The sequence below is a fragment of the Photobacterium sp. AWH4_225 genome, from assembly GCF_056158405.1.
The window spans coordinates 3,237,083-3,258,582 of the sequence record NZ_JBSWTF010000001.1 but is presented as its reverse complement, the minus strand read 5'-3'; the positions used below and the strand labels follow the sequence as shown (position 1 = coordinate 3,258,582).

The 21,500-nt window shown below is 51.1% G+C and carries 21 protein-coding genes; 20 read left to right on the top strand and 1 reads right to left on the bottom strand.

The features are described from left to right. The first annotated feature begins 24 nt into the window (after nucleotides 1–24). From iscU to ACXAD4_RS15075, 19 genes are all read left to right on the top strand, one after another. Nucleotides 25–408: a Fe-S cluster assembly scaffold IscU gene (gene iscU, locus ACXAD4_RS15165; RefSeq protein ID WP_107301179.1), complete on the top strand. Its 384-nt coding sequence runs from the start codon at nucleotides 25–27 to the stop codon at nucleotides 406–408. Between the two features lie 18 nt (nucleotides 409–426). Continuing rightward, nucleotides 427–750: an iron-sulfur cluster assembly protein IscA gene (gene iscA, locus ACXAD4_RS15160; protein ID WP_107301180.1), complete on the top strand. Its 324-nt coding sequence runs from the start codon at nucleotides 427–429 to the stop codon at nucleotides 748–750. A gap of 94 nt (nucleotides 751–844) precedes the next feature. Then, complete coding sequence (hscB, locus tag ACXAD4_RS15155; protein WP_475242482.1) at nucleotides 845–1,360, top strand: co-chaperone HscB; 516 nt, start codon at nucleotides 845–847, stop codon at nucleotides 1,358–1,360. Between the two features lie 38 nt (nucleotides 1,361–1,398). Then, entirely contained in the window at nucleotides 1,399–3,249 is a 1,851-nt protein-coding gene (gene hscA / locus ACXAD4_RS15150; protein ID WP_475242481.1) for a Fe-S protein assembly chaperone HscA, read from the top strand. Nucleotides 3,250–3,251: 2 nt separating this feature from the next. Then, a complete protein-coding gene (gene fdx, locus ACXAD4_RS15145; RefSeq protein ID WP_036816639.1) occupies nucleotides 3,252–3,590 on the top strand; it encodes an ISC system 2Fe-2S type ferredoxin in 339 nt (112 codons plus the stop codon). Nucleotides 3,591–3,705: 115 nt separating this feature from the next. Further along, nucleotides 3,706–3,906, top strand: a complete 201-nt coding sequence (iscX, locus tag ACXAD4_RS15140) for a Fe-S cluster assembly protein IscX (protein WP_475242480.1) — start codon at nucleotides 3,706–3,708, stop codon at nucleotides 3,904–3,906. Between the two features lie 378 nt (nucleotides 3,907–4,284). Then, on the top strand, nucleotides 4,285–5,580 hold the full coding sequence (pepB, locus tag ACXAD4_RS15135) for an aminopeptidase PepB (protein WP_475242479.1): 1,296 nt from the start codon (nucleotides 4,285–4,287) through the stop codon (nucleotides 5,578–5,580). A gap of 57 nt (nucleotides 5,581–5,637) precedes the next feature. Further along, on the top strand, nucleotides 5,638–6,915 hold the full coding sequence (gene pepB / locus ACXAD4_RS15130) for an aminopeptidase PepB (protein WP_475242477.1): 1,278 nt from the start codon (nucleotides 5,638–5,640) through the stop codon (nucleotides 6,913–6,915). Nucleotides 6,916–6,944: 29 nt separating this feature from the next. Further along, on the top strand, nucleotides 6,945–7,373 hold the full coding sequence (ndk, locus tag ACXAD4_RS15125) for a nucleoside-diphosphate kinase (protein WP_475242476.1): 429 nt from the start codon (nucleotides 6,945–6,947) through the stop codon (nucleotides 7,371–7,373). A gap of 269 nt (nucleotides 7,374–7,642) precedes the next feature. Further along, nucleotides 7,643–8,764: a dual-specificity RNA methyltransferase RlmN gene (gene rlmN, locus ACXAD4_RS15120; protein ID WP_317524236.1), complete on the top strand. Its 1,122-nt coding sequence runs from the start codon at nucleotides 7,643–7,645 to the stop codon at nucleotides 8,762–8,764. Nucleotides 8,765–8,841: 77 nt separating this feature from the next. Continuing rightward, on the top strand, nucleotides 8,842–9,600 hold the full coding sequence (pilW, locus tag ACXAD4_RS15115) for a type IV pilus biogenesis/stability protein PilW (protein WP_475242475.1): 759 nt from the start codon (nucleotides 8,842–8,844) through the stop codon (nucleotides 9,598–9,600). Further along, a complete protein-coding gene (gene rodZ, locus ACXAD4_RS15110) occupies nucleotides 9,590–10,564 on the top strand; it encodes a cytoskeleton protein RodZ (protein WP_475242474.1) in 975 nt (324 codons plus the stop codon). Before pilW ends, rodZ begins: the two co-directional genes overlap by 11 nt. 12 nt (nucleotides 10,565–10,576) lie before the next feature. Continuing rightward, entirely contained in the window at nucleotides 10,577–11,692 is a 1,116-nt protein-coding gene (gene ispG / locus ACXAD4_RS15105) for a flavodoxin-dependent (E)-4-hydroxy-3-methylbut-2-enyl-diphosphate synthase (protein WP_222552289.1), read from the top strand. A 102-nt stretch (nucleotides 11,693–11,794) separates the two neighbouring features. Next, the gene (gene hisS / locus ACXAD4_RS15100; protein WP_475242472.1) at nucleotides 11,795–13,063 is read left to right on the top strand and encodes a histidine--tRNA ligase; all 1,269 of its coding nucleotides are present in this window, start codon (nucleotides 11,795–11,797) and stop codon (nucleotides 13,061–13,063) included. 13 nt (nucleotides 13,064–13,076) lie between these two features. After that, entirely contained in the window at nucleotides 13,077–13,688 is a 612-nt protein-coding gene (locus ACXAD4_RS15095; protein ID WP_317524241.1) for a YfgM family protein, read from the top strand. Between the two features lie 10 nt (nucleotides 13,689–13,698). Further along, nucleotides 13,699–14,856: an outer membrane protein assembly factor BamB gene (gene bamB / locus ACXAD4_RS15090; protein WP_475242471.1), complete on the top strand. Its 1,158-nt coding sequence runs from the start codon at nucleotides 13,699–13,701 to the stop codon at nucleotides 14,854–14,856. A 180-nt stretch (nucleotides 14,857–15,036) separates the two neighbouring features. Then, nucleotides 15,037–16,539: a ribosome biogenesis GTPase Der gene (der, locus tag ACXAD4_RS15085; RefSeq protein ID WP_222552288.1), complete on the top strand. Its 1,503-nt coding sequence runs from the start codon at nucleotides 15,037–15,039 to the stop codon at nucleotides 16,537–16,539. Nucleotides 16,540–16,629: 90 nt separating this feature from the next. Further along, a complete protein-coding gene (locus ACXAD4_RS15080) occupies nucleotides 16,630–17,502 on the top strand; it encodes an alanyl-tRNA editing protein (RefSeq protein ID WP_475242470.1) in 873 nt (290 codons plus the stop codon). A gap of 405 nt (nucleotides 17,503–17,907) precedes the next feature. Then, entirely contained in the window at nucleotides 17,908–18,132 is a 225-nt protein-coding gene (locus tag ACXAD4_RS15075; protein WP_475242469.1) for a zinc ribbon domain-containing protein, read from the top strand. A 138-nt stretch (nucleotides 18,133–18,270) separates the two neighbouring features. Here the strand turns inward: ACXAD4_RS15075 and xseA are convergent, their stop codons facing one another. After that, nucleotides 18,271–19,662, bottom strand: a complete 1,392-nt coding sequence (gene xseA / locus ACXAD4_RS15070) for an exodeoxyribonuclease VII large subunit (RefSeq protein WP_475242467.1) — start codon at nucleotides 19,660–19,662, stop codon at nucleotides 18,271–18,273. A gap of 269 nt (nucleotides 19,663–19,931) precedes the next feature. Between xseA and guaB the strand changes: the two genes are divergently transcribed. Beyond that, entirely contained in the window at nucleotides 19,932–21,395 is a 1,464-nt protein-coding gene (gene guaB, locus ACXAD4_RS15065; protein WP_317524246.1) for an IMP dehydrogenase, read from the top strand. Nucleotides 21,396–21,500 lie beyond the last annotated feature (105 nt).

Here is a 21,500-nt window from a genome sequence, read left to right as displayed (position 1 = left end):
CATCACGTATTCGAGGAAACTGTCATGGCATATAGTGAAAAAGTTATCGATCATTATGAGAACCCGCGTAACGTAGGCTCATTTGATAAAAGCGACAAAAATGTAGGTAGCGGCATGGTGGGTGCACCTGCCTGTGGTGACGTAATGAAACTTCAGATCAAAGTGACTGAAGAAGGTATCATCGAAGATGCCAAGTTCAAGACGTACGGCTGTGGTTCTGCGATTGCATCAAGCTCATTGATCACTGAGTGGGTGAAGGGCAAGACGCTGGACGAAGCTGCTAGCATCAAGAACTCAGCAATTGCTGAAGAACTTGAGCTTCCACCTGTAAAAGTTCACTGCTCAATCCTTGCGGAAGACGCAATCAAGGCAGCAGTTAGCGATTACAAGAAGAAACACGAAGATTAATTCTCAAAGGGTTGTTGTATGGCCATAACGATTACTGAAGCGGCAGCAAGTCGCGTAGCTACTTTCCTAGAAAACCGAGGAAAAGGCATCGGCCTTAGGCTGGGTGTTCGAACTTCAGGTTGTTCGGGAATGGCCTATGTACTGGAATTTGTTGACCAGCTGGATGAAGGCGATCAGATCTTTGAAGAAAAAGGAGTGAAGATCATCATCGATGCCAAGAGCATGGTATATCTCGATGGTACTGAGTTGGACTTTGCCAAAGAAGGTCTTAACGAAGGCTTCCAGTTCAACAACCCTAACGTGTCCAGCGAATGCGGCTGTGGTGAAAGCTTCAACGTATAATCGCTGAGCCAATTGAACCTGATTGCTGCCTTTATTAAAGGGAGGGTCAGGTTCAGTTATTTTTAGACTCAGTCTTTACAGAAACTCACGCGATATGAATCATTTCGAACTCTTTGGGCTACCATTTCAGTTTCAGCTGGACGGTAGCCTTCTTGCAACCCAGTTCCGTGAACTGCAGCGCCATTTCCATCCTGATAACTTTGCTACGGCTTCCGAGCGAGATCGCTTGCTTGCGGTTCAGAAAGCTGCCCAAATCAACGATGCCTTCCAGACGTTGAAAAATCCTATTTCCCGTGCAGAGTACATGCTGTCAGTTAACGGCGTTGAAATTAGAGGTGAAAGCAAAACGCTGCAGGATCCTGTTTTCTTGATGCAACAGATGGAGCTGCGCGAAGAGCTGGAGGAGATCCCAGAGTCGAGTGATCCAGAAAGTGCGTTGTTTGATTTTGAACAGCACGCCTCAACCCTGTACAAGGCACAGCTGGTTGAGCTTGAGCAATTACTTGTTGATGAAAACTGGGAAGTGGCGGCTGACGCCGTGCGCAAGCTGAAATTTATTGTTAAGCTGCGTGAAGAAGTCGAGCGCTTGGAAGATAGCTTGCTTGATTGATTTTACCCTAGCCCGGTATAAACACCACAGGAACGAAAATGGCACTGTTACAGATTGCTGAACCCGGTCAAAGCGCTGCGCCGCACCAACACAAATTGGCGGTGGGTATTGATCTGGGCACTACAAATTCTCTCGTGGCTGCAGTACGCAGCGGCGTTCCGGAAACCCTGAAAGATGAGCAAGGTCGCGCGATAATGCCGTCGGCGGTTCACTACAGTGAAGACTCAGTGGTCGTTGGCCATGAAGCCCGCGATATCGCCCAGCAGGATCCGGCCAATAGCATTATTTCTGTTAAGCGTATGATGGGCCGCTCACTGGCGGATATCCAAGCTCGCTATCCGCAGATGCCATATCAGTTCAGTGCGACAGATAATGGTTTGCCTCAGCTGATCACCCGTGGCGGTGAAGTTAACCCGGTTCAGGTATCGGCTGAAATTCTCAAGACCCTTAATCAGCGCGCACAAGACACCCTTGGTGGTGAGCTGGAAGGTGTGGTGATCACCGTACCTGCCTACTTTGACGATGCTCAGCGTGCGGGTACCAAAGACGCGGCGAAATTGGCAAACCTCAATGTTCTGCGCCTGCTTAATGAGCCAACGGCGGCAGCGATTGCTTATGGCTTAGACTCAGGTCAGGAAGGCGTGATCGCTGTTTATGACCTTGGCGGCGGTACATTCGATATCTCTATCCTTCGCCTGTCGAAAGGTGTGTTTGAAGTGATGGCAACCGGTGGCGACTCTGCACTGGGCGGTGATGACTTTGACCACCTGCTGGCGGATTGGATTGCCGAGCAAGCCGGTATCACCGAGCGTGATGCGATTGCCCAGCGTAAGCTGCAAGATGCTGCGCAGGCAGCCAAAGAAGCGCTGTCAGATGCCGATGAAGTCTCGGTAGATGTGCTGGGCTGGCAGGGTACTGTTTCTCGTGAGCAGTTCGACGCCTTAATCCAACCTTTGGTGAAAAAGACGCTGATGGCTTGCCGTCGTGCATTGAAAGATGCAGACGTTACTGCCGAGGACGTTATCGAAACTGTCATGGTAGGTGGTTCGACCCGCGTACCTCTGGTGCGTGAAATGGTTGGAAACTACTTCGGCAAAGAGCCGTTGACGTCTATCGACCCGGATCAGGTGGTGGCAATTGGTGCGGCTATTCAAGCGGATATCCTTGCCGGCAACAAACCTGATGCTGACATGCTGCTGTTGGATGTGATCCCGTTGTCGCTGGGTATCGAGACCATGGGTGGCATGATCGAGAAAATCATCCCGCGTAACACCACTATTCCTGTCGCCCGCGCCCAGGAGTTCACCACATTCAAAGATGGTCAGACGGCTATGTCAGTCCATGTGGTTCAGGGCGAGCGCGAAATGGTGAGTGATTGCCGTTCACTGGCACGCTTTACCTTGCGTGGTATTCCTGCGATGGCCGCAGGTGCAGCGCATATTCGTGTTACCTACCAAGTGGATGCAGACGGTTTGTTGTCTGTAACTGCGATGGAAAAGAGTAGCGGTGTGCAATCTTCTATTCAGGTGAAGCCATCTTACGGCCTGACCGATGATGAAATTGCAACGATGATCCGCGATTCAATGACCTTTGCCCAGGACGACAAAGACGCCCGCGCCCTTGCCGAGCAACAAGTGGAAGCGGATCGCGTACTGGAAGGGTTGATTGCAGCGCTGGCTCAGGATGGTGAGACCCTGCTGAGCAAAGAAGAGCGCGACGAGCTGGAAGCCGTTATGATGGAACTGGTTCAATTGCGTCAGGGCACAGATCCGCACGCAATTGAGGCTGGAATTAAGAAAACAGATAAGGCGAGTCAGGAATTTGCATCGCGCCGGATGGATCAGTCTATCCGTCGTGCCCTGGCTGGTCAGTCGATTGATGAGGTTTAGGCATGCCTAAAATTGTTGTATTACCCCATGATGAGCTTTGCCCGGAAGGGGCAGTGCTAGAAGCGCAAGAAGGCGAAACCATTCTTGACGTGGCACTGCGCAACGGTATTGGCATTGAACATGCGTGTGAAAAATCCTGTGCGTGTACCACGTGCCACTGTATCGTACGTGAAGGCTTTGATTCACTTGAAGAGAGTGATGAGCTGGAAGATGACATGCTGGATAAGGCATGGGGACTGGAGCCTGAATCACGTTTAGGTTGCCAGGCCAAGGTTGCTGATGAAGATTTGGTGGTGGAAATTCCGAAGTACACCCTGAACCTGGCATCGGAAAACCACTAAGATGTCCAAAGCCCCGATGGTGCAAACCATCGGGGCTTTTTTATACCCGGTGATTTACGGTCGTTGGCTACACTAATAAGGCTAGAGCTAGAGGCATAAACAAGAGGAGAGTGTTATGGGCTTGAAATGGATAGATTCACGGGATTTGGCTATCGAGCTGTCAGAGCTGCACCCGGATGTTGATCCGGAGAAGATCCGCTTTACCGATCTAAGAGAGTGGATTTTGGAACTGGATGATTTTGATGATGATCCGAAACATTGTAGTGAGCGGGTGCTGGAAGCGGTGCAGATGTACTGGATAGAAGAAGCGGACTGATCATCTGGGCTGTTTTTTCCCTTTCTATTAAATCCCCGCCTTATGATCTTGCTCTTAGTCTCGTTGTAAACAGCTTGTTTCTTGGCTGCAACCAAGGCAGAGTAAGATAAATTCTGAAAACTGGCAAATAGGCCATATTTTCAACTACTTTGTCCTTCCTCTTTTGGGAGAACAGCTCGGAACGTGCTGAAATCGTTGTGAAACCCCTTGTAATGCTAAAATGAGCCCCAATAACAACTGTTATAGCGGGTAACGCCATTGTCATTCATTTGTTATCCAAATGCATGCAAGATAAGGTATTCAGGCGTTAGGCACGCCCCATCTCATCTCGTTACTACGCCTTCGCTGGCGGGGTAACAACAATCCAAGGAGTATTTCATGTCTGCCAAAATGAGTGTGCTACTGTCTGCGGAAGCAGCTGATGAAAAGTGGGGCAAAAATGCCCTGGTAACCTTCGAAGCTGATGGTGCGGTAGTACACCTGACAGAAGAAAATGTATTGCCGGCTATCCAACGTGCGGGTCGTAAGTTGGACTCTCAGGGTATCAAGCAGGTTGAGCTGGTTGGTGAAGGCTGGGAGCTAGAAACGATTTGGGCATTTGTTCAGGGTCACCGCAATGCCAAGCCGGGTAACGAAGTTAGCTGGAGCGGCCTGTCAGATGAGGATGAAGCAGAGCTTCAGGCACGTCTGATGGCAACCAACTGGGTTCGTGAGATCATCAACCAGTCGGCAGAAGTGGTACGCCCATCGCAGCTAGCTTCTCGTGCAGGGGAATTTATCAAGTCTCTAGCCCCAGAGCACGTCACTTACAAAATCATCAAGGGTAACGATCTGCTGGATGAAGGCTGGAACGGTATCCATACTGTCGGTCGTGGCTCAGAGCGTTCACCTGCGATGCTACGTCTGGACTACAACCCGACGGGCAATGCCGAAGCGCCAGTCCATACTTGCGTGGTGGGTAAGGGTATTACATTCGATTCAGGCGGTTACAGCATGAAGCCATCGGCGGGCATGACGGCAATGAAAGCGGATATGGGGGGCTCTGCGTTGGCAACCGGTGCATTGGCACTGGCAATTGCCCGTGGTACCAACAAGCGTATCAAGCTGATCCTGTGCTGTGCGGAAAACATGGTCTCTGGCCGCGCCTTCAAGCTGGGCGATATCATTACCTACAAGAACGGTAAAACCGTTGAGGTGCTAAACACCGATGCGGAAGGTCGCCTGGTACTGGCAGATGGCCTGATCTACGCCAGCAGCCAAAATCCAGAGTTGATCATCGACTGTGCGACTCTAACCGGTGCGGCGAAGAATGCGCTGGGCAACGATTACCATGCGCTATTCAGCTTTGATCATGGTCTGGCCCAGAAAGCCCTAATGGCGGCGAGTGATGAAAACGAAGGTCTGTGGCCGCTGCCATTGGCTGATCACCACCGTGCCATGATGCCATCGAACTTTGCCGATCTGAGCAATATCTCCCAGGGTGATTTCATGCCTGGTGCAAGTACGGCTGCAGCCTTCCTGTCTTACTTTGTTGAAGATTACCAAAACGGCTGGATGCATATCGATGCCAGCGGTACCTACCGCAAGTCAGCCAATGACAAGTGGGCAGCCGGCGCAACGGGTATGGGGGTACGTACCCTGGCCAACATCCTGTGTGACCACGAACAAGACTAAAACTAAAAAGACTCATTGCTGCCGCCCAAGGGCGGCAGCTTTTTTCAGGAAGAAAGTATGTTAAAAATTTCATTATCGTCAGCCCAATATGAAGGTGTATGGGGTGACAAGGCGCTGGTTGCCTATGAAGCCGACGGTGCGGTTATTCATTTTTCTGGTGATTTCCCATTGCGCCGTATTCAGCAGGCTGCCCGCCAGTTGCAGTCTCAGGGGATCACGGCTGCCAGCCTAGAAGGTGAAGGCTGGAGCTATGAGCGGCAATGGGCGTTTTACTGTGGCTTTGCCACACCAAAAGCAGACGTTGAACTGCGCTGGGCCTCGATTGACGAGGATGAGCTTGAACTGCTCAATGCCCGCCGCCGCAGTGCTGACTGGGTGCGTAAGGTGGTCAACGCGACACCGGAAGATATGTACCCTGAAAAACTCGCCGATGAAGCGGTATCTTTCCTCTCTGCGATTGCGGGTGATGCTCTTTCCCATGAGATTGTGGTGGGTGATGCATTGGCTGAACAAGGCTGGATTGGTACCCACAGTGTTGGCCGTGCCAGCAGCCGACCACCTGTGATGCTGACTGTGGACTTCAACCCGACGGGTGATGCCGATGCGCCGGTCTCTGCGTGTCTGGTGGGTAAAGGGATCACCTTTGACTCGGGCGGTTACAGCATCAAACCAAGTGCCGGCATGGTCACCATGAAGTGCGATATGGGTGGTGCGGCCACTGTAACGGCGGCCTTGGGGTATGCTATCGAGCAAGGTTTGCGCCAACGTGTGAAGTTGATCCTGTGTTGTGCCGAAAACCTGATTGCTGGAAACGCATATAAGCTTGGTGATGTGTTAACGTACAAGAATGGTCAGACAGTAGAAATCGTTAATACCGATGCCGAAGGCCGTTTGGTATTGGCTGATGGTTTGATTGCCGCCAGTGAAACCAAAGCGCCACTCATCATTGATGCTGCGACATTGACCGGCGCTGCGATGATGGCAGTCGGTACTGACTACAATGCGTTGTTTGGGCTAGACAAGGAATTGGTGTTCAAGGCACAGCAGCTGTCTGATTTGGTTAACGAGCCTGCTTGGCCGTTGCCGCTGGAAATCTGGCACCAGTCGTACTGCCCGTCATACTACGCAGATACCGCCAACAGCCGAGTGCAGAAAGGTGGCGGTATGGGCGGTGCATCCAATGCGGCTGCCTTCCTGTCGCGCTTTGTCGATACTGACAATTGCGGCTGGGTCCATTTTGACTTGGCGGCTTGCTTCCGTGACAGTGCCGATGCCCGCTGGGCGGCAGGTGCTACCGGAGTAGGTGTTGCCAATATAGCAGCGATGCTGCTTTAGAAGATTTAAGCCTGAGGGGAAATATAATAATGACAATTGAAAGAACATTCTCAATCGTAAAGCCAGATGCCGTTAAACGTAATTTGATTGGTGCTATCTACAACCGTATCGAAAAAGCGGGCCTTCGTGTGGTCGCCGCCAAGATGATCCACATGGATGCCGATAAAGCCAAGGGCTTTTATGCCGAGCATGAGGGCAAGCCGTTCTTTGATGATCTGGTCGCGTTTATGACGTCTGGTCCTGTAATGGTACAGGTACTGGAAGGTGAAAATGCCGTGGTGCGTTACCGCGAACTGATGGGCAAGACTAATCCGGAAGAAGCAGCTTGCGGCACTCTGCGTGCTGACTATGCCCTGAGCCTGCGCCATAACTCGGTACATGGTGCTGATAGCCCAGTATCCGCAGCACGTGAGATCGCTTATTTCTTTGCAGACGATGAGATCTGCCCTCGCGACTGAGCCAGGCTAGTTAATCAATAAGTGAAAATGAAACGGGAAGCGAAGGCTTCCCGTTTTTCATTTTTACGCCCGTTTAAACCCCTACGGGGAACAAGTGGAATCTCACTGCCAAAGCCTGTACAATTTCGCGCCTTAAAACCAAACTGATAAACAAGCTGGTGTAAGAAAGCCGCTCTTGATCGTTTGGTACTCAAAGGTCCTGTCGTATACCGCTCAATGGTATGCCCAAGGCACAGATAACGTCACGTAATTTAAAGAGGCAACAACCGATGACAACTGTTAAAACGAATCTGCTGGATTTTGATCGCAAGGGGCTGCGAAAGTATTTTGCCGAGGAGTTGGGCGAAAAAGCCTTCCGTGCTGATCAGATTATGAAGTGGATTTATCATTTCGGTTGTGATGATTTCGATCAGATGACGAACATCAACAAGAAATTGCGTGAAAAGCTCAAGCAAGTTGCTGAAATCCGCGCGCCGTATGTATCGGAAGCGCAGCACTCAAGTGATGGTACCATCAAGTGGGCGATGAAGGTGGGCGATCAGGATGTTGAGACGGTTTATATCCCTGAAGATGATCGTGCGACTTTGTGTGTTTCTTCTCAGGTGGGTTGTGCGCTGGAGTGTAAATTCTGCTCGACAGCCCAGCAGGGCTTCAACCGTAACCTGCGCGTGTCGGAAATCATTGGTCAGGTTTGGCGTGCAGCCAAAGAGATCGGTGTCGAGAAAGAAACCGGCCGTCGTCCAATTACCAATGTGGTGATGATGGGCATGGGCGAGCCACTGCTTAACATGAAGAACCTGATCCCGGCACTTGAAATTATGCTCGATGATCTTGGTTTTGGTCTATCAAAGCGCCGTGTAACAGTATCAACATCTGGTGTTGTCTCTGGCCTTGATCAGATGACGGGCAATATCGATGTGGCATTGGCGATTTCTCTGCACGCACCGACTGATGAACTGCGCTCTGAAATCATGCCAATCAACGACCGCTGGAACATTGATGACTTCCTTGCCTCGGTGCGTCGCTACATTGCGTCATCGAACGCCAACCGCGGTCGAGTGACTGTCGAGTACATCCTGCTGGATCACGTCAACGACGGTATGGAGCATGCCCGCCAGTTGGCAGAAACATTGAAAGATACTCCGGCTAAAGTCAACTTGATCCCATTCAACCCTTACCCGGGCTCGCCGTACAACAAGCCAAGTAACTCGCGCATCGATCGCTTCATGAAAACCCTGATGGAGTACGACTTTACCGTAACGGTACGTAAGACCCGTGGTGATGATATCGATGCAGCCTGCGGACAATTGGTGGGCGATGTGATTGACCGCACGAAACGCACACAAGCTAAGGCTCAAAACGGTGAACAAATCCCGGTAAAATCAGTCTAATAGACGATTACCAAGTCAGGGCAGGCGATAAGCTTGCCCTGACTGCACATTAATATGGATATTAAGGTGGGATTGGGATGGTGCAATGGAAGAAGTGCCTATTATTGTGTAGTTTTTTGGCCGGTTGTGTTACCGTCGATGAGACTGGCAAAGCCCCCCAGAGCGTCAACAAGGTAGAGGCTGCAGAAGCCAGAGTGACCCTTGGGCTGGGGTATTTGGAAAAAGGGCAATGGCAGCGGGCACGTGAGAATTTTGAACTTGCCCTGCAGTATGCTCCCCGTTATTACCGGGCGCAAAATGCCATGGCTTATTACTACCAGCGGGTGGATGAACCAGAGTCGGCGGAAAAAATTTACCGTCAAGCACTGAAATATTCACCAAAAAATGGCGATGTAAGAAACAACTATGGTGTATTCTTGTGTAGTCAGGGGCGCTATGATGAGGCGATCGACCAGTTTGAGAGCGCCATCAAGCAACCATATTATTACCTGACTTCGGCCAGTTATGAAAATGCGGCGTTGTGTAGCCTAGAGCAGGGTAACCAACCTCAAGCTCGGGGTTATTTCGATAAAGCCTTGGCTTATGACCCTTATCGGGCCAAGTCTATGCTGCAGCTGTCGAAGTTGGATGTTGAGGCGCAGAACTTCAAGGAAGCCCGCGTCAGGCTGTTTAAATTTAACAAGAGATACGGGTACAAAGCAGACAGCCTATGGCTGTTGATCCAGCTTGAACAGCAGGCTGGCCAAGATAGCCAAGCGGATAAATATGCTGGCATTCTCAAAGCTCAGTTCCCGGATTCTCAGCAATATCAAAACTATCTAGCCAATGAATACTGAACAGAACGAAGAACGATCAACAGAAGAAATCATTCTTCCAGGGGATATGCTGCGTCAGGCTCGAGAGAAGCTAGGCTATTCACAGAAGGATGTTGCAAGCCGATTGAGGCTCCGCCTCTCGGTTGTCAGTGATATCGAAAACAACCATTTCGAAGAAGCACAGCTAGCCACATTTACCCGTGGTTATGTGCGCTCCTATGCCAAATTTGTCGGTCTGGATGAGACCGAGATTCTGGCCAAACTTGACCAGCAGGGTCATGCTCAACCCCAAGAGCAGGAAATGCAGAGCTTTTCGCGCCGCACCAAGCGTGAAGCGCACGATAACCGTATCATGCGTTTGACCTGGGTACTGGGTGCCTTGTTTATTGGCCTTACCGGTATTTGGTGGTGGCAGAGCCTGCAGATGACCCCTGAAGCCGAATTTACAGCGGCTCCGGCTGAAGTCCAGGCGCTGGACGAGTCAATTGCCAATGCCGGTAACGGTTCGACTTCCACGATTTTAACAACAGTGTCTGAGCCGGGCGCCGAGGACACAGCAAGTGTTGTGACCACGGTTGAAGCCGAACCTGTCCAGCTGCCAGAGATTGAACCTGAGCCACAGGCGAGCTTTGAAGATAGCTTTACCGAGCCGCAAGAGCTGGCCGATACAGATGTAGACAGCGCCGACAGTTTGGCCGCCGAGCAATTGAGCGACGTGGTATCGGAAGACGAAACTGTGGTCGCAAGCTCGGATCTTGAACTGAGCTTTACCGGTGATTGCTGGATCGATATCCGCGATGCCAATGGCCGCCGTTTGGATACCGGTATCAAGAAAGCCGGTGATGTCCTTAAACTGGATGGCAATGAACCTTTCCGCGTGGTGCTGGGTGCACCGAGCGTTGTAACCATGAGCTATAAAGGTGAACCTGTTGATTTGAGCGGGTACCCTGCAGGTAAAGTGGCGCGATTGAAACTGCCGCAGTAAAGAGTAGATGTAATGCATAACGAGTCTCCAATTAAACGCCGTCAGTCCACCCGAATCTATGTCGGTGATGTGCCAATCGGTGACGGTGCACCTATTGCGGTGCAGTCCATGACCAACACCCGTACCACCGATGTGGCGGCAACTGTTGCCCAGATCAAATCGTTGGAAAATGTCGGTGCTGATATCGTCCGTGTTTCTGTGCCTACCATGGATGCGGCCGAGGCGTTTAAGCAAATCAAGCAGCAGGTGAATATCCCGCTGGTGGCTGATATCCACTTCGACTACCGTATCGCTCTGAAAGTGGCAGAATACGGCGTAGACTGTCTGCGTATCAACCCGGGTAATATCGGTCGTGAAGATCGTATCCGTGCGGTAGTGGACTGTGCTCGTGACAAGAACATCCCAATCCGTATCGGTGTAAACGGTGGCTCGCTGGAAAAAGATATCCAGCAGAAATACGGAGAGCCGACACCGGATGCCTTGGTGGAATCGGCAATGCGCCATGTGGACATTCTAGATCGCCTCAACTTCGACCAGTTCAAGGTCAGTGTTAAGGCATCTGATGTGTTTTTGGCGGTAGACTCGTACCGCAAGCTGGCCCAGCAGATCAAGCAGCCGTTGCATTTGGGTATCACCGAAGCCGGTGGTGCACGTGCCGGTGCAGTGAAATCAGCAGTAGGCCTGGGTATGCTGTTGTCAGAAGGCATTGGTGATACCTTGCGTGTATCGCTAGCGGCCGATCCGGTTGAAGAAATCAAAGTCGGGTTTGATATTCTGAAATCACTGCGTATCCGCTCTCGCGGCATCAATTTTATTGCCTGCCCAACATGTTCACGCCAGGAATTCGATGTCATTGGCACCGTGAACGAGCTTGAGCAGCGACTGGAAGACATCACAGTACCTATGGATGTTTCCGTGATTGGTTGTGTGGTTAATGGTCCGGGTGAAGCGGAAGTTTCCCACTTGGGCATTGCCGGCGGCAACCGTAAGAGCGCGTTTTATGAAGATGGCTTGCGCCAGAAAGAGCGTTTCGACAACGACAATGTTATCGAGCAGCTGGAAGCTAAAATCCGCGCTAAAGCATCAATGCTGGATACAGCAAACCGCATTGATGTGACAGAAAAATAACGAAATTGACGAGAATCGCCCCGACTCGCGTTGGGGCGGTTCACTATTTGCGTTATAACCTATATATTCAACTCCATTCCCCATCGGTTAACGAGAATAAACGTGGCGAAACAAATTCAAGCAATTCGAGGCATGAACGACTGCCTTCCAACCCAGTCTCCACTTTGGCAGAAAGTGGAATCGACCATTAAACAAGTAGTGAGCGCTTACGGTTACAGTGAAGTCCGTATGCCAATCGTTGAATCGACGCATTTGTTTAGTCGGGCAATCGGTGAAGTAACGGATGTTGTTGAAAAGGAAATGTACACATTTGATGACCGTAACGGCGACAGCCTGACTCTGCGTCCTGAAGGGACTGCTGGCTGTGTCCGTTCTGGTATCCAGAATGGTCTGCTGTACAACCAAGAACAGCGTCTGTGGTACACAGGTCCTATGTTCCGCCACGAGCGTCCACAGAAAGGTCGCTACCGCCAGTTCCACCAGTTCGGTGTGGAAGTTTTCGGCCTGAATGGTCCGGATGTTGACGCGGAACTGATCATGATGACAGCCCGTATGTGGCGTGAACTGGGTATCGACAAGCACGTTCGCCTTGAGCTGAACTCTATCGGCTCTCTAGACGATCGTGCCAACTACCGCCAGGCTCTGGTGGCGTTCCTTGAGCAGCACATCGAGATTTTGGATGAAGACTGCAAGCGCCGTATGCACACTAACCCACTTCGTGTATTGGATACCAAGAATGCGGCTATCCAGGAAGTATTGGCCGATGCACCTAAGCTATCTGACTACTTGGGTGAAGAGTCAAAACAACATTTTACCGGTTTGTGTGAACTATTGGACGCTGCAGGCATCGAATACCAAGTAAATGAACGTCTTGTTCGTGGTTTGGATTACTACAACCGCACAGTATTTGAGTGGATCACTGAAAGCCTTGGTGCGCAGGGTACCGTATGTGGCGGTGGCCGCTACGATGGCCTCGTTGAGCAGCTAGGTGGCAAAGCGACACCGGCAGTAGGTTTTGCGATGGGTCTTGAGCGTCTTGTGCTGATGATGGAAACCCTAGAGCTGACTGATGTACGTCGTCCGGTTGACGTCTACATGGTGACTGCTGGTGAAGGCACTATGATGGCAGGCATGAAGCTGGCTGAGAAGCTGCGTGAAGAAGTGTCTGGCCTACGTGTGATGAGCCACTTCGGTGGTGGTAACTTCAAGAAACAATTCAAGCGTGCTGACAATGTCGGCGCGGCAGTTGCACTGGTACTGGGCGAAAACGAAATCGCTGAGAATACCGTGGTAGTTAAAGATCTTCGCGGCGGTGAGCAAACCACTATGGCGCAAGACGAAGTGGCAGCAAAGCTGGCCGAATTGATTTAAGAGAGGACAGGAAGTGGACGGCAATATCACAGAAGAACAACAAGTTGAACAGATAAAGGCTTGGTGGAAAGAAAACGGTAAAGCCGTTGTTCTCGGTACTGTGATTGGTTTGGGTGGTCTGTTTGGCTGGCGTTATTACCAGTCGGAAGTTCAATCAGCCAAGGAACAGGCATCTGATGCATACACCCAGGTGGTTAACCGCCTGGAAAGTGGCAGCGAATCTGCCATTGCTGATGTTCAGGCGTTTATCGCAGCCCATGAAAGCAGCCAGTATTCTGTACTTGCGTCACTGCAACTGGCAAAAGCCCAGGTTGATAATGGTGACTTGGATGCAGCCGCTGAGCAGTTGAGCTGGGCTATCGCCAATACTCAAGATGTGGCGATTCTGCCTATTGCACAAACCCGCTTGGCGCGTATCTATGCTGAGCAGGATGCCTTTGATCAGGCGCTGTCTGAGCTGGATAAAGTGACGGCTGAGAGCTGGGCGGCCAAGGTTGCTGAGCTACGTGGTGATGTTCTGCTGCAAAAAGGTGAGACTGAAGCGGCGCGTGAAGCATATGTTAGCGCACAGCAGCTAGGTGCCTCTCCTGCCTTGCAAATCAAGCTAGACGACTTGGCACAATAAGGTACAGCGTATGCAGAAGGTGTTGAAGCAAGCTATCTCGGTTGCCTTGGCTGTTGGTCTCCTTGCTGGTTGTGCCAGCGAGGAAGACACTATCCAGATGGCACCATTGCCTGTGGTTGAAAACTCGTTTACCCCAGTGCAGGGATGGAGCAGTAAGGTAGGGGATGGTGTCGGCCATTTCTTCTCCAAGCTCAGCCCGGCGGTAGGTTACGGTAAGATCTTTGTCGCTGACCGTACCGGTCTCGTTAAAGCACTGGATCCGGATACAGGTTCGGAAATCTGGCAGCAGGATCTTGAAGGGGATATCTCAGCAAGATTAGCGGGCGGTATTTCCCTGTCTTACGGCAAGGTGTTTATCGGCTCTGAAAATGCCGAGGTGATTGCCCTTGATGAGGAAACCGGTGAAGTCGTTTGGCGTCAGACGGTAGAAGGCGAAGTCCTGTCCAAACCATTGGTTGATGAAGGTTTGGTCGTTGTGAATACCAGCCGTGGTATTTTGCAGGCGCTGGATGCCGATACCGGTGAAAGTCGCTGGCAGCTAGGTAGTGAACTACCAACGCTGACTCTTAGAGGTGACAGCTCGCCAGTTTCTATCTCTGGTGGTGTATTCTGGGGGCAGGCCAACGGTCGTTTGGCGGGTGCTTTGATGGGCAATGGCCAGATGCTGTGGCAGCAACCTATCGGTTCACCGAAAGGCGGTACTGAAATCGACCGTTTGGTTGATGTCGATGCATCGCCGGTTATCGACGGTGAGCGCTTGTTTGCCCTGGGCTTCAACGGTAGCTTGGTCTCGATCGATCTGCGTACCGGTCAGCCGGCGTGGAAACGTAACTATTCCTCGGCCACTGACTTTGCCATTGACGGTAGTCAGCTATATTTGATCACAGATAAAGACCATGTTGTTGCGGTTGATACCCGAAGCGGCACGGAGCTGTGGTCTAACAGTCAGCTGGAACACCGTTTGCTCAGCGCACCTGCTGTGATCAACGGTTACCTTGTTGTTGGTGATAGCGAAGGTTACCTGCATTGGATTGATCCATACAGTGGTGACTTTGTTGCCCAGCAGGAAACAGACGGCAGTGGTATTGCGGTACCGCCAGTCCGGATGAGCGATGGCTACTTGGTGATCACTCGAGATGGGCGTATTAACAAAATGCAAATGCCTTAATTTGCCGCTATAATACGCGCCATTATTATTCTCGGCTCCTGCTGTGGACACAGTCAGGGGCCGTTGTTGTTATATCCGTTCGCGATATTATTGTCGGATGAAGGTGAGGCTGGTAGCCTGGCTGGAGGCAAGAATGAATGGAAAATATGTCATTAAGACTATGAAAAGTAAGAGGTACTTATGATTCCTGTTGTTGCCCTTGTCGGGCGCCCAAACGTGGGTAAATCGACGTTATTCAACCGTCTTACCCGTACAAGGGATGCGCTGGTAGCTGACTTTCCTGGCCTAACAAGGGATCGTAAATACGGTAAGGCTGAGCTCGAAGAGCACGAATTTATTGTGATTGATACCGGCGGTATCGACGGTACTGAAGAAGGCGTCGAAACCAAAATGGCCGAGCAATCACTGGCCGCTATCGAAGAAGCCGATGTTGTTCTGTTCCTGGTTGATGGTCGTGCGGGTCTAACTTCATCAGACGAGGCAATTGCCAAGCATTTGCGTAGCCGCGAAAAGCCAACCTTCCTGGTGGTGAACAAGATCGACGGCATCGATGCAGACAGTGCCTGTGCCGAGTTCTGGAAGCTGGGTATGGACGGTATGTACCAGATCGCTGCGGCACAGAACCGTGGTGTGACTGCGCTGATGGAGCGTGCGTTGGCGCCATTTGCTGACGACCTCAAGGCAAAAGCCGAGGAAGACAGCGATGAAGTCTTCATCGAAGATCTGACATCTGTAGAAGATATCGAGAAAGCCAACCTGTCTGAGGCGGATGCTGAGGCGGCTTACAAGCGCCTGCAGGAGCAACCAATTAAGATGGCGATCATCGGTCGCCCGAATGTGGGTAAGTCGACGCTGACTAACCGTATTCTGGGTGAAGAGCGTGTGGTTGTTTACGATATGCCGGGCACCACCCGTGACTCTATCTACATCCCGATGGAGCGCGAAGGCCAGGAGTATGTGCTGATTGATACGGCGGGTATCCGCCGTCGTAAAAACATGCACGAAGCGGTCGAGAAGTTCTCGGTGATCCAGACACTTAAAGCGGTAGAAGATGCCAACGTTGTTCTGCTGGTTATCGATGCCCGCGAAAACATTTCCGATCAGGATCTGAGCCTGCTTGGCTTTGCCCTGAATGCGGGGCGTTCACTGGTGATTGCCGTGAACAAATGGGATGGTCTGGATAACGAAGTCAAAGAGCGTGTGAAGTCTGAGCTAGACCGCCGTCTGGGCTTTGTTGATTTCGCCCGTATCCACTTTATCTCGGCGCTACACGGCACCGGTGTTGGCCACTTGTACGAGTCAGTACAGGAAGCGTACCAGTCGGCTACCAAGCGTATCAGCACTTCAATGCTGACTCGCATTATGCAGATGGCACAGGACGATCACCAGCCACCTATGATCCGTGGCCGCCGTGTGAAACTGAAGTATGCGCACGCAGGTGGTTACAACCCGCCGATTATCGTTATCCACGGTAACTTGGTGAACGAACTACCGGGCTCATACAAGCGCTACTTGATGAACTACTACCGTAAGTCATTGGAAATGATGGGTACTCCAATTCGTATCCAGTTCCAGAGCAGTGATAACCCGTTCGAAGCTAAGAAGCAGAAGCTGACCGTTTCTCAGGAGCGCCAGCGTAAGCGTCTGGCTACGGCGCTGAAAAACCGTGACCGTGACAGCTAATTAACCTGTCAAACCGTATAGACAACCCGGCCCACTGGCCGGGTTTTTGTTATTATCGATTTTCTATCGAGCAGTAAGGATATCCCCACAGTGATCAGCGCGACCCAGGTTCTGTTCCCAGAACGTATTTACCAATGCGAAGCCAACATTCAATTGATTGCCGCCCATCCGGAACAAGGGTGTTATGTTGTTACCGACCGTACGCCTTTCCACCCGGTAAGTCATATCTGGCCAGATCATCCCGCAGATCGCGGAACAGTGGTTCTAGAGAGCCAAGTGCATGAGGTAGTTGATTGCCTGATCGGTGCAGTAGAGCAGGAAAGCGGACAGCTTTATGTTGGGGCTGATATCCCGGTTAAGCGTGATGAGCCGGGATGGATCTTTGTGGTTGTACACCATTTGGCAGAGAGTATCGAAAGCTCGGTTGGCACTAAGGCAACCCTAAACGTGGACGAACAATACCAGCTTGCCCTGAGCCGGGGACACAGTGGTGGCCACCTGTCATCGTTGGCCCTGAACAAGGTGTTGCACCATGACTTCTGGCGCAAAGATGCCTCACGCAAGGATGAGCTTGGCCATTATGACTTCCATAGTTATGCCCAGACAGAAAGCCGGGTAACGGAAGACTGCAGCACAGACACTTACCGTATCGGTAAAACCCTGCGTAAGCGCGGGCTCAATGCCGCCGATATGATTGCAGCCTTGCCGGCGATAGCCGAGCAAATCAACCAGCAGCTTGCTGCATGGTGTGAGGCGGGCTTCCCTGTAGACATGCGCAGGGAAGGGGAAGAGCTCACCGACTCCCGTTATTGGCGCTGTGATTTGCAAGAAGGGGAAGTGGTAGAAATACCTTGTGGTGGTACCCATGTCCGTTCACTAGCAGAATATTCGGCGCTGCGGGTTGAATTCCAGCTAATCAATGAACAGGAACTTGTGATGCTTACCCACAGCCAACCTGTATGATCGGCTGTCGATAAGGACTTAAGTGTTACTTGGCTGATGAAATGTATTTAATATCAATGCTTTAACTTTTTTTGATGTTTTAATGGCAGATTTCTGATCCGTTAGTGCTGGTTTTATTATTTGCTGGATCATGTGGATAGAAGCCGAAAGTGATAGATATTAATATCGTTTAAAATTGAAAAACAGAACATGTAACTTATGCTTTCGGGATGTGTATTGATAAATGTTCTTTTGCTAGCTGATCGCTGATCACCATGGCTTTTGTCGTTGATCAACAGTTTGAAGTACGATCAGGATACGCAGTCTTGATGGAGGACATCCCACTTTAGCCATTGCTGAGCTGGATCAAGAGTGCAGGGTGCTCGGTTAAGTTATGATGGGGACAATTGGATTAAGGGAGAGTCTATGAGCCAGAATAATTGCCCGAACTGCAGCCAAGAGCTTGAGTGGCAAGACGGGAAGTACCATTGCGGGCAATGTAGCTTGACGTTTATCAAGAAGGCATTTTGCCCGGATTGCGATGCTGAGCTGGAAAAGCTCCAGGCATGCGGGGCTGCGAGTTATTTTTGCAATACATGCAATGAGTTGAAGTCCAAATCTCGAGTCAGGATCCAGTTCGATAAAGCTTGATTGGATATGACCGGAAACGCCGTAGACTGAATTTCATTTGGCTTCTGAGCTGAGCAGAGCAATCAAGCAGAGCAATAAAAATGCCGCCTAGCGTCACTCACTAGGCGGCATTTTTGATTATGAAGTGAGAGCCTGATGTTATTCGGGGGACTGTACCGATCCAGACGTTGATTTTGAAACTGACTCCAATACCGTGGAATGAATTTCCCCGTCGGCAAGTGTTGTCCTAAGGTTATCACCTTGCTTAACCTGCTCGGCACTACGGATGACCTGCCCCTTGTTGTTGCGGGTGATCGAGTAACCACGTCCCAAGGTTGCCAGTGGACTGACCGTTTCCAGCTTTTCTGCTGCCATTGCCAGTTTATGGCTGGCATTGAGCAGACGCCTATCCATGCCGTCCTGCAATCTTTGCTGTAGGCGTTCGAGCCGGTTCTGCTGGGCCTGAACAATGTTGGCCGGCGAGTTTAGTGCCAGCTTGTAATTGTTGCGGTCGATGTGCTGCTGGTGGCGGCTCAGACGCTGCTTCATTGCTAGCTCAAGCTTGCCAGCCAACTCATCCAATTGTTGTTGCTGCTGGTTGAGGCGTACCTGCGGGTGCTGGCGATCAAGGCGGTGCTGCAGCCTGATTGTCTGTGCCTGCTTACCCGACAGGTAGTGTCGCATAGCATGCTGAAGTTGCTGTACTTTCTGGCTGATCTTCTGAGTCTGGAAACCCATGTCACGGCTGATCAGCTCTGCGGCTGCCGAAGGGGTTGGGGCACGGACATCGGCGACGAAATCCGCAATAGTGATATCCACTTCGTGGCCGACAGCACTGACAATCGGGATCTGGCTGGCAGCAATAGTCCTTGCCACTATCTCTTCATTGAAAGCCCACAGATCTTCCAGCGAACCACCGCCACGGCCGACAATCAGCACATCACACTCACGGCGAGAATTAGCACGGCCGATAGCCTGGGCTATCGAAATCGCTGCGCCTTCACCTTGGACAATGGTCGGGTAGATGACAACGGGCAAGCTGGGATCACGGCGCTGCAGGACATTGAGGATATCGTGCAGGGCGGCACCGGTTTTCGAGGTCACGATCCCGACTCGCTGCGGTTGCTCCGGCAGTGGCTGCTTGAGCGACTGGGCAAACAGGCCTTCGGCCGCTAGGTTCATTTTCAGCTGTTCGAACTGCTGCTGCAGGCGGCCGTCGCCTTCCGGCTGCATGCTCTCGATGATCAGCTGGTAGTCACCGCGAGGCTCATAGAGCGACAGGCGGGCTTTGACCAATACCTGGGTGCCGTTAGTAGGCTTGAAGGTCACACGGCGGTTGCTGCCTTTGAACATGGCGCATTTGACCTGGGCGCGTGAGTCTTTGAGGGTGAAATACCAATGGCCGGAAACGGGCATGGAAAGATTTGACAGCTCACCGACCAGCCATAAGACACCCATCTCGTTTTCAAGGATCAAACGGACTTGGGCATTGAGGCTGGAAACAGTGTAGATACGGTCATTGGTCTGGTTCTGTTGAGCAAATAACGTCACGAGACAAGATACCTGTTTTGGAAGGCGAAAGTGTGCGGTTGACAGGGGCTAGGACGAGGTTAAAAGGGCCTAGGCAGATCTATGGACAGATCTTGGTCGTAATATGCTGACCGCAGCACCGGATACTTAACCGATATATACTACACATCAAGAGTTTTTTGTCAATTAAAAAAATTAAAAAAAGTCTAGCCAATCGATTGCATCCTCCGTATAATTCGTCCGCAATATTTTATCCTTCTTTAAACCTTTACTTGGTGTGAGATATTGCAATGTTACGAATCAAACAAGAAGCTTTGACTTTCGATGATGTCCTGCTGGTTCCAGCCCATTCAACTGTACTGCCTAACACTGCCGATCTGCGCACCCGCCTGACGAAAGACATTACGCTGAACATCCCTATGGTGTCTGCGTCAATGGATACCGTGACAGAAGGTCGCCTGGCGATTGCCCTTGCTCAGGAAGGCGGCATTGGTTTCATCCACAAGAACATGTCTATTGAGCAGCAAGCCAATGAAGTTCGCATGGTGAAAAAATTCGAAGCCGGTGTGGTTTCTGAGCCTGTAACCGTAAAACCTAACAATACGATTGAAGATGTGAAGCGCCTGACTATCGAGAACGGTTTTGCAGGTTACCCTGTTGTTTCTGATACCAATGAGCTTGTTGGTATTATCACAGGCCGCGATGTTCGTTTTGTTACTGACCTTTCTCTTAAGGTTGAAGAAGTGATGACGCCAAAAGATAAGTTGGCATCGGCCAAAGAGGGCGCATCACGCGAAGAAGTTGAAGCTATCATGCAGCAGCACCGCGTAGAGAAAGTACTGCTAGTCAACGATGACTTCCAGCTTCGCGGTATGATCACTGCGAAAGACTTCCAGAAAGCAGAGCGTAAGCCTAACGCTTGTAAAGATGAGCGTGGCCGTCTGCGTGTAGGTGCTGCAGTAGGTGCTGGTGCTGGTAACGAAGAGCGTGTTGCAGCCCTGGTTGAAGCGGGTGTTGACGTACTGCTTATCGACTCTTCACACGGCCACTCTGAAGGTGTTCTAGCGCGTATCCGCGAAACTCGCGAAGCTTTCCCTGACCTACCAATCGTTGGTGGTAACGTGGCAACCGCTGAAGGTGCCCGTGCCCTTATCGAAGCCGGTGTAAGTACTGTGAAAGTCGGTATCGGCCCAGGTTCAATCTGTACGACTCGTATCGTAACTGGTGTTGGTGTCCCTCAGGTTACCGCTATTGCTGATGCTGTGGCTGTTGCTGACCAGTACGGTATCCCAGTTATTGCTGACGGCGGTATCCGCTTCTCTGGTGATATGTGTAAAGCCATTGCTGCTGGTGCCTCTTGTGTGATGGTAGGTTCAATGTTCGCTGGTACTGAAGAAGCACCAGGTGAAGTTGAGCTGTACCAAGGCCGTGCCTACAAATCTTACCGTGGTATGGGCTCTCTGGGTGCCATGTCTAAAGGTTCTTCTGACCGTTACTTCCAGACTGACAACGCTGCTGACAAGCTGGTTCCTGAAGGTATCGAAGGCCGCGTTGCATACAAAGGCCACATGAAAGAGATCGTTCACCAGCAAATGGGCGGCCTGCGTTCAAGCATGGGTCTAACAGGTTCGGCGACAATCGAAGAACTTCGTACTAAAGCTGAATTTGTTCGCATTTCTGGTGCCGGCCTGAATGAGTCTCACGTACACGACGTGACGATCACCAAAGAAGCACCTAACTACCGCTTGGGTTAATTTTCATCAGCTGCACCAGCAACTGACGAAAACGTTTGCCTAAACGCGAAACTTGTATAAGATCGGGGGCGTTTTAATGCCCCCACCTTTCAATTATTTTTTGAG

What these genes read in the sequence shown, in the direction of transcription:
- pepB (WP_475242477.1), top strand. Translation starts at nt 5,638, where the DNA reads ATGTTAAAAATTTCATTATCGTCAGCCCAATATGAAGGTGTATGGGGT.
- ndk (WP_475242476.1), top strand. Translation starts at nt 6,945, where the DNA reads ATGACAATTGAAAGAACATTCTCAATCGTAAAGCCAGATGCCGTTAAA.
- iscA (WP_107301180.1), top strand. Translation starts at nt 427, where the DNA reads ATGGCCATAACGATTACTGAAGCGGCAGCAAGTCGCGTAGCTACTTTC.
- der (WP_222552288.1), top strand. Translation starts at nt 15,037, where the DNA reads ATGATTCCTGTTGTTGCCCTTGTCGGGCGCCCAAACGTGGGTAAATCG.
- ispG (WP_222552289.1), top strand. Translation starts at nt 10,577, where the DNA reads ATGCATAACGAGTCTCCAATTAAACGCCGTCAGTCCACCCGAATCTAT.
- hscA (WP_475242481.1), top strand. Translation starts at nt 1,399, where the DNA reads ATGGCACTGTTACAGATTGCTGAACCCGGTCAAAGCGCTGCGCCGCAC.
- rodZ (WP_475242474.1), top strand. Translation starts at nt 9,590, where the DNA reads ATGAATACTGAACAGAACGAAGAACGATCAACAGAAGAAATCATTCTT.
- pepB (WP_475242479.1), top strand. Translation starts at nt 4,285, where the DNA reads ATGTCTGCCAAAATGAGTGTGCTACTGTCTGCGGAAGCAGCTGATGAA.
- iscX (WP_475242480.1), top strand. Translation starts at nt 3,706, where the DNA reads ATGGGCTTGAAATGGATAGATTCACGGGATTTGGCTATCGAGCTGTCA.
- pilW (WP_475242475.1), top strand. Translation starts at nt 8,842, where the DNA reads ATGGTGCAATGGAAGAAGTGCCTATTATTGTGTAGTTTTTTGGCCGGT.
- bamB (WP_475242471.1), top strand. Translation starts at nt 13,699, where the DNA reads ATGCAGAAGGTGTTGAAGCAAGCTATCTCGGTTGCCTTGGCTGTTGGT.
- guaB (WP_317524246.1), top strand. Translation starts at nt 19,932, where the DNA reads ATGTTACGAATCAAACAAGAAGCTTTGACTTTCGATGATGTCCTGCTG.
- iscU (WP_107301179.1), top strand. Translation starts at nt 25, where the DNA reads ATGGCATATAGTGAAAAAGTTATCGATCATTATGAGAACCCGCGTAAC.
- fdx (WP_036816639.1), top strand. Translation starts at nt 3,252, where the DNA reads ATGCCTAAAATTGTTGTATTACCCCATGATGAGCTTTGCCCGGAAGGG.
- ACXAD4_RS15075 (WP_475242469.1), top strand. Translation starts at nt 17,908, where the DNA reads ATGAGCCAGAATAATTGCCCGAACTGCAGCCAAGAGCTTGAGTGGCAA.
- rlmN (WP_317524236.1), top strand. Translation starts at nt 7,643, where the DNA reads ATGACAACTGTTAAAACGAATCTGCTGGATTTTGATCGCAAGGGGCTG.
- hscB (WP_475242482.1), top strand. Translation starts at nt 845, where the DNA reads ATGAATCATTTCGAACTCTTTGGGCTACCATTTCAGTTTCAGCTGGAC.